8 protein-coding genes, 1 tRNA gene and 1 pseudogene are annotated in these 10,048 nt (G+C 68.8%); 6 read left to right on the forward strand and 4 right to left on the reverse strand.

Annotated elements, in window-relative coordinates:
• On the forward strand, positions 1-388 hold a 388-nt coding region (locus KIH27_RS21525), incomplete at its 5' end, for a GGDEF domain-containing protein (protein ID WP_372451448.1).
• Positions 389-440: 52 nt separating this feature from the next.
• The gene (locus KIH27_RS21530) at positions 441-854 is read left to right on the forward strand and encodes a hypothetical protein (protein WP_214094999.1); all 414 of its coding nucleotides are present in this window, start codon (positions 441-443) and stop codon (positions 852-854) included.
• On the opposite strand, the gene KIH27_RS21535 is transcribed toward KIH27_RS21530, so the two are convergent.
• Positions 851-2,191 carry a cytochrome P450 gene (locus KIH27_RS21535; protein ID WP_214095000.1) on the reverse strand — a complete coding sequence of 447 codons (1,341 nt, stop codon included), beginning with the start codon at positions 2,189-2,191 and terminating at the stop codon, positions 851-853. The genes KIH27_RS21530 and KIH27_RS21535 overlap by 4 nt on opposite strands.
• 201 nt (positions 2,192-2,392) lie before the next feature.
• On the opposite strand from KIH27_RS21535, the pseudogene KIH27_RS21540 reads away from it, so the two are divergent.
• Positions 2,393-3,058: pseudogene (locus tag KIH27_RS21540) on the forward strand (transposase); the annotation flags it as partial.
• A gap of 178 nt (positions 3,059-3,236) precedes the next feature.
• Here KIH27_RS21540 and KIH27_RS21545 read toward each other — a convergent pair.
• A tRNA-Asn gene (locus KIH27_RS21545) sits at positions 3,237-3,312 on the reverse strand.
• Between the two features lie 133 nt (positions 3,313-3,445).
• On the opposite strand from KIH27_RS21545, the gene KIH27_RS21550 reads away from it, so the two are divergent.
• The gene (locus KIH27_RS21550) at positions 3,446-3,688 is read left to right on the forward strand and encodes a hypothetical protein (RefSeq protein ID WP_214095001.1); all 243 of its coding nucleotides are present in this window, start codon (positions 3,446-3,448) and stop codon (positions 3,686-3,688) included.
• Positions 3,689-3,707: 19 nt separating this feature from the next.
• On the opposite strand, the gene dnaG is transcribed toward KIH27_RS21550, so the two are convergent.
• Positions 3,708-5,621 carry a DNA primase gene (gene dnaG / locus KIH27_RS21555; RefSeq protein WP_214095002.1) on the reverse strand — a complete coding sequence of 638 codons (1,914 nt, stop codon included), beginning with the start codon at positions 5,619-5,621 and terminating at the stop codon, positions 3,708-3,710.
• 82 nt (positions 5,622-5,703) lie between these two features.
• Here dnaG and KIH27_RS21560 point away from each other — a divergent pair, with 82 nt between their 5' ends.
• Positions 5,704-6,519, forward strand: a complete 816-nt coding sequence (locus tag KIH27_RS21560; protein WP_214095003.1) for a sensor domain-containing protein — start codon at positions 5,704-5,706, stop codon at positions 6,517-6,519.
• A gap of 3 nt (positions 6,520-6,522) precedes the next feature.
• On the opposite strand, the gene KIH27_RS21565 is transcribed toward KIH27_RS21560, so the two are convergent.
• Positions 6,523-7,764, reverse strand: a complete 1,242-nt coding sequence (locus KIH27_RS21565; RefSeq protein WP_214095004.1) for a deoxyguanosinetriphosphate triphosphohydrolase — start codon at positions 7,762-7,764, stop codon at positions 6,523-6,525.
• Positions 7,765-7,842: 78 nt separating this feature from the next.
• On the opposite strand from KIH27_RS21565, the gene KIH27_RS21570 reads away from it, so the two are divergent.
• A complete protein-coding gene (locus tag KIH27_RS21570; protein WP_214095005.1) occupies positions 7,843-9,819 on the forward strand; it encodes a TPM domain-containing protein in 1,977 nt (658 codons plus the stop codon).
• Positions 9,820-10,048: the final 229 nt, after the last annotated feature.

Raw genomic sequence — 10,048 nt, forward strand, 5'->3', positions numbered from 1 at the left:
TCGGGTTCTGCTGTCTACACCAACCATGACACCCCAGTCAGTCCGGGAACTCGGCGAACGTATGCGCCACGCCATCACCACCACCGAACCCCCGGTCACGGCAAGCATCGGCATCGCGGTCACCACCGCACGCACACTCCCGCACAGCGCCGCCGTCGACGCGGCACTCTCCTGCGCAGACGCCGCCATGTACCGTGCCAAACGTTGTGGCGGCGACACCGTTGCCGTCGACACCTGCACGACCTTCATCGAGCACGACCGCCGCTTGAAGGGTCCAGCCTCCCCGCAGACCGGAACAAAGCCCTGGCAATCGGCGCCTGCGGTCGGAAGATCGCCATCACCCCACGCGGGCGGCCGTGGAACGCACACCGTATTTAAACCCGGCTGAGCATCATCTCTTAGGCTGTGCGGGTCAACGCTCGAACAAAAGGAGTATCAGCATGGCGTGGTTCCTTGCGCTGAATGCCTCACCCACCAAAGGCGGCCAGTCGCCGACCTACGAACTGCAGGATTCAGCCGACATCGAGCGGATCAGTCAGGAGATGGCGAATTACGCGGCCGCCGACCGGGCCGTCGCGATTCCCGCCGTCTTCAACAACGGCCGGCAGAAGGTCACCCTGTACGTGCGGCCGGCGGCCTGGGGAGCCTGGGCGATCTACGAGTTGAGCGACGAGGACCGCCGCGAAATGCTGGCCGCCAGCCCGCTGGTGAACGCTCTCGCTCAGGCACGAGCGGCAAAACAGCAGCAACAGCAGCAGCAACAGCAGCAGCAACAGCAGGCTGCTCCGCAACAGCCGGTGCTGCGGCCGCAGCAGCAGCCCGCCGGCCCGTCGGTGATCCCCCGGCTGGACTAGACAGGGCTCTTCGGCCGGTGCCGTATGGTGACCCGGCCGCCATCGCGCGGGGTGAATGCGATGCCGCGCGCACGCACCTTTTCGTCGGCAGCCCCCGTGGTCTCTACGGTGCAGTGACGCAGCACGGTACACAGCACAACGTCCATCTCCAGTTCCGCGAAGGACGCCCCGATGCACCGGCGCGCCCCGCCGCCATACGGCATCCACCGGTCGGTCGGCGGCTTCACCCCCAGGAAGCGCTGCGGGTCGAAACGGTTAGGATCCGGATACGACGCCGGGTCGGTATGTATCTGGGCTATCCCCACCCCGATCGAAGTACCCCGCGGGATAACCCAATCACCGACCTGAACTGTCGGGGCGACAACGCGGCGGCCCACCATCTGAACTACCGTGCGGCACCGCTGGACCTCACGGATCACCGCTCGCCGCAGTTCATGACCGTGCGTGGCCACTTCGTCGACCATGGCAGCGAGGATGACGGGATGACGTGAAAGCCGTTCGAATGCCCAGCTCAGCGTCGCCGCCGTCGATTCGTGGCCGGCAGCTAGCAGCGTCAGCATTTCATCGCCGATCTCTGCGCGAGACATCGCCGAACCGTCCTCATAGCGACTGGTCACCAATCTGGACAGCACATCGGACCGATTGGCGAAGCCGGGGTCGGCCTGTGCCGTGGCGATAATACGATCAAGACATGCGTCGTACCGTCGCCGCAATTCGGCGAGCCGACCCCACGGACTGTGTCGGCCCATGGTCCGCGCCGGAATTGGCAGCGTGACCAGCCGCGATGCCAGGCTGACAAATGCGGGCACCACGTCGCGCATTTCGTCGAGATCCGAGTCCGCACCCCCCAAGAAGGTGCGCAACACCACGTTGAGCGTGATCCGCTTCATCGCCGGCAGGGTCGCGAACGGCCTCCCCTCCGGCCACGCCGCAATTTCATGGAGTGTCTCATCTTCAATGATCCGCACATAACTCTCGACATGCGCGCCGTGGAACGCCGGTGCCACCAACCTTCGGCGCTGTCGGTGTGTGCTGCCTTCGAGACCGAGCATCGACCCTGAACCCAGCAGTTCACTCAGATTCGGCCGCACGTTGCCGAGGTCGTCCGGACTGGCCGTGAAGACCTTCTTGGCGAGCAGAGGATCGGTGACAACGATCAGCGGCCCGACGAATGGGATGTTCAGCGTGACCGCGCCACCGTGGCGCCGGCTCATGGACTCCACAAATCGGCGGCGCCACAGAGCGAAAGCCAACCCCTGCACTATGACCGGTAATCGTGGCGTCGGCGGCAACCTGACCGGCGGTGCAACGGGATGGCCGGAGAGGATCTGACTCATAGCGCTACCCCTCGTGCGACGCTAGAACATACCGTTACGCATGTCATCCTAGATAGATCATTCAGTTCGACTGTTTTATATCATGTTACTGAACTCTCGTCTAGTAACGATTTTGTGTGCACCGAGGTGAGCCCCTCGTGGTGGTCCAGTTGTTGTGCGACTCTGATGCCTGGTGTTCGGGCAGGAAGAATCGTCGCCAACATGGCAGCGAACAAGCGCCGGCGGCATACGCCGGATCAGATCATCCGCAAGCTCGCCGAGGGCAACAAGCTCCTCGGGACCGGGCAGGAGCTTTCCGAAGTGTGCTGGCACCTGGAGGTCACCGAGTCGACCTGGCATCGCTGGGTCGCCCAATACGGCGGGATGAAGGCCAGCGACGCCAAACGCCTCAAGGAGGTCGGGGCCGAAAACGCCCGCCTGAAGAAGCTGGTCACCAACCAGGCCCTCGACATCGACATGCTCAAGGAAATTGCGGCGGGAAACTTCTAACCCCGAACCGCAAGCGCAACGCCGTCATGGTGCTGCGCGAGCGGTTCGGGGTCTCCCGAGCACCGGGCCTGCACGGTGGTCGGCATCCACCGCTCCACCATGCGGCTTGCCCCGGCGCCGATCACTGATGCCGAAGCCGAGCTGCGGACCTGACTGCGGAAGTTTTCCACCGACCGGCCCCGCTGGGGATGGCGACGCGCTGCGATCGCAGCCCGCAAAGCCGGCTGGCAGGTCAACAACAAACGCATCCGGCGGCTGTGGCGCGAGGAGGGCCTGCGGGTTCCGCAGCGCCGCAAGAAGAAGCGGCTGACCAGCATCGGTACCGCGGTCGGGGCGATGTGCCCGATCCGGCCGAACGTGATCTGGGCTAGCGACTGGACCAGCAATCGGGTCCCCCGCAGGCCCTGGCGACGCACACCACAGTTGGGTGTGACCATTGAGGTTCATCAGATGTCGCGACGACCGAGACGGTTCGCTGGCTACCGCATCCTTGACCGACGACCCGCCGTGCGTTTCACACGGTTGGACACGACGCGGAGCCAGATCAGTTCAAACGTGGCTCCCCCGGGTGGACTCGAACCACCAACCCTCCGGTTAACAGCCGAATGCTCTGCCAATTGAGCTACAGGGGAATAGCTGTCCGCTTGGGACTCCAGAGACTCTAGCGCATCCCCGAGGGGGTTCGAGACAAGGGTTGGGTCGGCACCGGGCGGGGGCCGCGTGAGGCAGGATGAAGGCACTGCACCGTCTGCTGAAGGGGCCACGTTGATCGGGTATGTCTTCGTGCTTGGCGTCGGCTACGTGATGGGCACGAAAGCCGGCCGGCGTCGCTACGAGCAGATCGTCGGCACCTACCATGCCGTGACCAGCAGTCCCGTCGCGAAAGCGGTGATCGACAAGGGCCGGCGCACCATCGCCGACCGGATTCATCCCGATCCCAAGCTGGTGCCGCTGGCCGAACTCGAGGACGGCACCGTCGTCATGAAGCCCGAGGACCCCGAGTACTGAATTCAGGCGGTGCTGGCGATCAGGCGCTCAGGTCGTCGCCGCTGGCCTGTTCGAGCAGACTGCGGCGGTAGGTCTCCATCGCGACCAGGTCGCCGAAGAGCGCGTGATATTCGTCACTGTGCTCGACCGGTGACATCCGCTGCAGCTTGGATTTGACCTCGGCGATCTGCCGGCCGACCCAGACCTCCTGGAGCCGGGCCAGCACCCCACCGATGTAACGCGGCAGCTTGTCGTCGTCGACGCGGATGGTCTCCACACTCAGTTCGTGGACCAGCCCGGTGGTCAGCGGCGAGGTGGTCTGCTGGCGCACGGTGTCGATCCACTGCGCGCCGGCCGCCGCCGCGCCGGTTCCGCCGGTCCCCCCGGCCGCCTCGATCGCCGTGCGGACCGCCGCGTACCCGGGGTGGGTGAAGCTCTCCACCGACAGCGAGTCGAACACCGGCCCGGCCAGCGCCGGGGCCTGCAGCGCCGCCTTGAGCGCCTCCCGCTGCGGCCACAGGGTCGGATCCCTCGGGTCGGGGCGGGCGAACCCCGGCCCCGACTGGTCCACCGCGGCGCGGGGCGCGGCCGCGGCGGCTGCCTGCGGCCGCTTGGCCTCGCCCCTGGCCTGGGCGCGCACCCGACCGATCACCTGCGCCACGTCGTCCCAGCCCACCCAGCCGGCCAACTGGCGGGCGTACTCATCGCGCAGCGTCGGGTCCTTGATCGCCGCGACCATCGGCACGCAGCGCCGCAGCGCCGCCACCCGGCCCTCCGCGGTGTCCAGGTCCACCTCGGTCAGCGCGGTGCGGACGGCGAACTCGAACAGCGGTGTACGGCGGGCCACCAGGTCGCGCAGCGCCTCATCGCCGTGCGCCAGCCGCAGGTCGCACGGATCCATGCCGTCGGCGGCCACCGCGACGAACGACTGCCCGGCCAGCTGCTGCTCACCCTCAAAAGCCTTGAGGGCGGCCGCTTTCCCCGCCTGGTCGCCGTCGAAGACGTAGATCAGCTCGCCGCGGAAGAACTTGTCGTCCATCATCAGCCGGCGCAGCATCGCCAGGTGTTCGTCGCCGAACGCGGTGCCGCAGGATGCGACCGCGGTGGTGACCCCGGCCAGGTGCATCGCCATGACGTCGGTGTAGCCCTCGACGACGACGGCCTGGTGCCCGCGAGCGATGTCCCGCTTGGCCAGGTCGATGCCGAACAGCACGTTCGACTTCTTGTACAGCACGGTCTCGGGGGTGTTGACGTACTTGGCCTCCATCGGGTCATCGTCGAAGAGCCGGCGCGCCCCGAACCCGATCACCTCCCCCGCAGACGACCGGATCGGCCACAGCAGCCGGCGGTGGAACCGGTCGATCGGACCGCGGCGGCCCTGCCGGGACAGGCCGGCGGCCTCCAGCTCCTTGAACTCGAATCCCTTGCGCTGCAAATGCTTTGTCAGGGTGTCCCAGCCCGACGGGGCGAACCCGCAGCCGAAGTGCTTGGCGGCGGCGCCGTCGAAGTTGCGGTCGGTGAGGTAGGTGCGGGCCGGGGCGGCTTCCGGGGAGTTCAGCTGCTCGGCGTAGAACTCGGCCGCGGCGGCGTTCGCGGCGACCAGCCGGCTGCGCCCGCCGCGCTCCCGCTGGACGTTGGTGGCCGCGGCGCCGGTGTAGGTGATGGTGTAGCCGATCCGGTCGGCCAGCGACTCCACCGCCTCGACGAAGCTGGCGTGTTCGATCTTCTGGATGAACGCGTAGACGTCGCCGCCCTCACCGCAACCGAAACAGTGGAAGTGACCGTGGTTGGGCCGGACGTGAAACGACGGCGATTTCTCGTTGTGGAACGGGCACAGACCCTTGAGCGAGTCGGCACCGGCTCGCCTGAGCTGGACATAGTCGCCGACGACGTCCTCGATGCGGACCTGCTCGCGGATTGCGGCGATGTCGCGATCGGAGATGCGGCCGGCCATCGGGTCAGTGTAGAGCGCACAGCCGCCGCCGAACCGCGGTGTTTTAAGCTCGGTGCGTCAACGTCGACGTCAGGGAGCATGCATGAGTCTGTCCGAGCAGCCCTCAGCGGTGAAATCCCCGCGAACGCGACTGCTGATCGTCGGGGCCGTCGTCGCGGTGGTCGCGGTGGCATTGGTGGGGTGGCTGGTCCTGCCGGGCAAGTCCCGCACCGCGGCGAGCGGGTCCGTGCTGACCGGCGACATCGTGAAGCAGGTGCTGCTCGACGGCGGCGAGTTGACGGCGATGCTCGATCAGCCGTTCAAGTCCGCCCCCGGTTCGCTGGTCTACGGCGGCTTCGACGAGATGGACAACTCGTCCCCGCCGAGCGACTGCGTCGGAGTCGTCGACGTCGCACCGCAGGCCGTCTACCAACCGAGCGACGTGCACAGCTACGTGCGGGAGACCTGGGCCGCCTCCGAACCCGGGCACGCCGACTTCCAGCCGCTGAACACCAAGGTGATGTTCGTCAAGGAGGCCGTGGTCGCGATGCCCACCGCCGCCGACGCGCAGGCGGTGTTCGCCAAGTTCGCCGAACGCTGGAAGGGTTGCGACGGCAAGGCCGTCAACCACGAGCCGATCACCCCGGGCGCCGACAGCCCGCCGCAGCTTCCCGGCACCGAGATGCACATCCAGAACGTCCGGATCACCGACAGCATCCTGTCCGCGTCGATCGTGCTCGACAAGAACCCGAAGGCACCCGACACCCGGGCCGTCGGCATCCAGGGCAACTGCATCATCGGGGTGTTGATCGCGTTCACCGGGGTTCCGAACGCGACCGGGTCCGCGAACCCGGAGTCCAGCAGCACCGACGCCGTTCAGGCGATGCTGACCAAGGTCGCCGACCTCACCAAGGCCTAACCCCTAATCGGAGGCGATCCGCTCCAGCCGGCCCTCCGTGCAGGACGCGATCTGATCGATGACCACCCGCAGCCGGGCGGCGTCGTCGGCGGCCGCGGTGAACGCCGCGGCGAACACCGGGTCCAGCGTCGCCGGCGCCCCCGCCAGCAACTGCCGGGCCACGGCGTGCACCCGCTCGCGCTGCCGCTGCTGGATCCGCCGATGCTGCTCGTCGGACATGATGAACTGCACCGCCAGGGTCTTGAGCACCGCGACCTCGGCTCGCACCGTCTCCGGCACCGCGAGATCGGTCCGGTAGCGGGTCAGCGGGCCGGGTCCGGCGACCGCACGGGTGGCGCTGATCGCCGCGGAGGCGAACCGTCCGACGAGTTCACTGGTGAGCCGTTTCAGCGCGACCGAGGCGGTCAGCGTCGCGTCGTAGCGTCCGGTCGCGGCGACCACCGGCAGCTCGGAGAGCCGGCGGGCGGCCTCGGCCAGATCGTGGTTGCCGGCCGGGTCGCCGAGTCGCGCGAGCTCCGCACCCGTCGCCTCGTCGGCCAGCACCCGCAGGTCGATCCGGCCCGAGATCACCCCGTCCTCGACGTCGTGCACCGAGTAGGCGACGTCGTCGGCCCAGTCCATGATCTGCGCCTCCAGGCAGACCCGCTCACCCGGTGCCCCTGTGCGCATCCAGTCCGCGGCGGCGCGGTCGTCGTCGTAGAAGCTGAATTTCGGCAGCCCGGGTTTGCGCGGCCACGGATACTTGGTCACCGCGTCCAGTGCGGCCCGGGTCAGGTTCAGCCCGGCGCTACGCCCTTGGGGGTCAAGGACTTTCGGTTCCAGGACGGTGAGAATGCGGAAGTTCTGCGCGTTGCCCTCGAAGCCGCCGCAGTCGGCCGCGATCTCGTTGAGCGCCTGCTCGCCGTTGTGCCCGTACGGCGGGTGGCCGATGTCGTGGGCCAGCCCGGCCAGGTCGACCAGGTCCGGGTCGGCGCCCAGTCCGATCGCCATCCCCCGCCCGATCTGCGCGACCTCCAGCGAGTGGGTCAACCGGGTGCGCGGCGTGTCGCCGTCGCGCGGGCCGACGACCTGGGTCTTGTCGGCGAGACGGCGCAGCGCAGCACTGTGCAGCACGCGTGCCCGATCCCGGGCGAAGTCGGTGCGGTGCTGCCCGCCGGTTCCCGGCAGGCCCGCGATCTTGGGCGCCTCGGCGACCATGCGGTCGCGGTCGTGCGCGTCGTAGTCGTCGTACTCCTTGGTGGCCACCGCGGGCAAGTCTATTTGGAGCGCTGCGCTGCACGGATTCAGGTGGCCTCGCCCCGGATCGGAGTTAGATTTGTCGATATGCGATTACCCCGCGTGCTCGGCGTCGCTGTCGCGGTCATCGTCACCGCACTGCTGGTCGCTCCCGGCGTCGTAGCGGACCCGCCGATGCGGCTGCCCGCCTCGGTCACCGACAACGCCGGGGTGCTCTCGCAGTCGGACCGCAGTTCGGTGCAGGACGCGCTGGACAGGCTCTACGCGGATCGGCACATCCGGCTGTGGGTGGTCTTCGTCGACATCTTCTCCGGCCAGACCGCCGACGATTGGGGTCGCAGCACGGCGCGCCTGAGCGACCTCGGCGACCATGACGCGCTGCTGGCGGTCGCGACCGCCGACCGCAGCTATGCGTTCCTGGTCTCCACCGGGGTCGGCGAAGTCAGCTCCGGCAAGGTGGATGCGCTGCGGCGCAACGAGATCGAACCGGCACTGCATCGGGGCGACTGGGCCGGGGCGGCGACGGTCGCGGCGTCCGGCCTGGACGCCGCCGCAGCGCCGGCGACGGTGAACTGGACGGCCGTGCTGCTGGCGCTGGGAGTCGTGGTCCTGGCCGGCGTTGTTCTGCTGGTGGTGACCCGGCTGCTGCGCCGGCGCCGGCGGGCGGCGGCGCTGGTGGCGGCGCGGCGCATCGACGCGACCGACCCGAACGCGCTGACCGCCGTCGCCGTCGACACGCTCGACGCGCTGTCCCGGGAGAAGGTCGTGGCCGTCGACAACGCGGTGCGCACCAGCGCCAACGAGTTGGTGTTGGCCGTCGAGGAGTTCGGCGAGGAGCGCACCCGGCCGTTCGCGGCGGCGGTCACCGGCGCCAAAGCCGCGATGGCGCATGCGTTCACCGTCCGTCAGCAGCTCGACGACGACATCCCCGAGACACCCGCTCAGCAGCGCGACCTGCTGACCGGGGTGATCGTCACCGCCTCGAAGGCCGACCGGGAGATCGAAACGCAGCGAACGGCCTTCGAGCAGCTGCGGGATCTGGTGATCAACGCCCCGACCCGGTTGGACGATCTGACCCGGCAGCTGGTGGAGCTGACCGCCCGGATTCCGGCCGCCGAGCAGCACCTGACGGAGCTGCACGGTGAATTCGACGCCGAGGCACTGACTTCGGTGTCGGGCAACGTCAAGACGGCGCGGGACCGCGCGGCGTTCACCGAGCGCACCATCACCCGGGCCCGGGAACTCGCCGATCACCCGGTGACCGGCGGGCAGGGGGACCTGGTCGATCTGGTGCGCGCGGCGGAGTCGGGGATCGGCCAGGGGCGCGCCCTGCTCGATGCGGTGGACAGCGCCGCCCACGACATCCGGCACGCGGTGGCGACCCTGCCGGAGGCCGTCACCGACATCGAGGCCGGGATCGCGCAGGCCAACGTGCAGTTGCAGCGCGGGGCGGGCGCGCACCAGGCCGAGCTGACGGCCGCGCGGGACACCGCGGTCAAGGCCGTCGCCGCCGCCCGCGGGTCCGGTGATCCGCTGGGTGCGTTCGGCAAGCTGACCAAAGCCGATTCCGCACTGGACCAGTTGCTCGACACCCTTGCCGAGGAGCGTGCGGCCGCCGAGCGGCTGGCCCGCACCGTCGAGCAGGCGGTGTTCACCGCATCCGCACGGATCCGTGCGGTGTCGGACTACATCGACACCCGCCGTGGCAGCGTCGGTCCCGAGGCGCGCACCCGACTGGCCGAAGCGCGCCGGCGGCTCGACGCCGCCGAGGTGCAGCGAACCTCGGACGTGCCCGGCGCGATCACCCAGGCGAACAGTGCTGCCACGCTGGCTGCAGCGGCGCAGTCACTGGCCAAGGCCGACGTGCAGGCGGCGCAGCGTGCCTACTACGGGCGATACCGCAGCGGCAATGACACCGGGGCGATGCTCGGCGGGATCATCGTCGGGAACATCCTCAGCGGCGGGGGCGGCTTCGGTGGTGGTGGAGGCGGCGGCTGGAGTCCCACGTCGTTCGGTGGATCCGGCTCCGGTGGCGGCTTTTGCGGCGGCGGTGGCCGCTTCTAACGCGATTTCGGCGCGGTTCGGCCCGCTGAGCGGGCCGAATCGCGCCGAAATCGTGCTTAGGAGGTAGGTGCGGTGGTCGGACCGGTCGCACCGGTCTGACCGGTCGCCCCGGCCGCGCCGGTCGTGCCGTCCGTCGGCGTGCTGCCGTTGCCGGTCCCCGTCGCAGTGCCGCCGGCCCCGCCGGTACCGCCCGGGCCGCCCGCGCCGCCGGCCGCGCCGCCGGTGCCAC

It is taken from the genome of Mycolicibacter acidiphilus, assembly GCF_018455725.1.
Lineage (GTDB): Bacteria > Actinomycetota > Actinomycetes > Mycobacteriales > Mycobacteriaceae > Mycobacterium > Mycobacterium acidiphilum.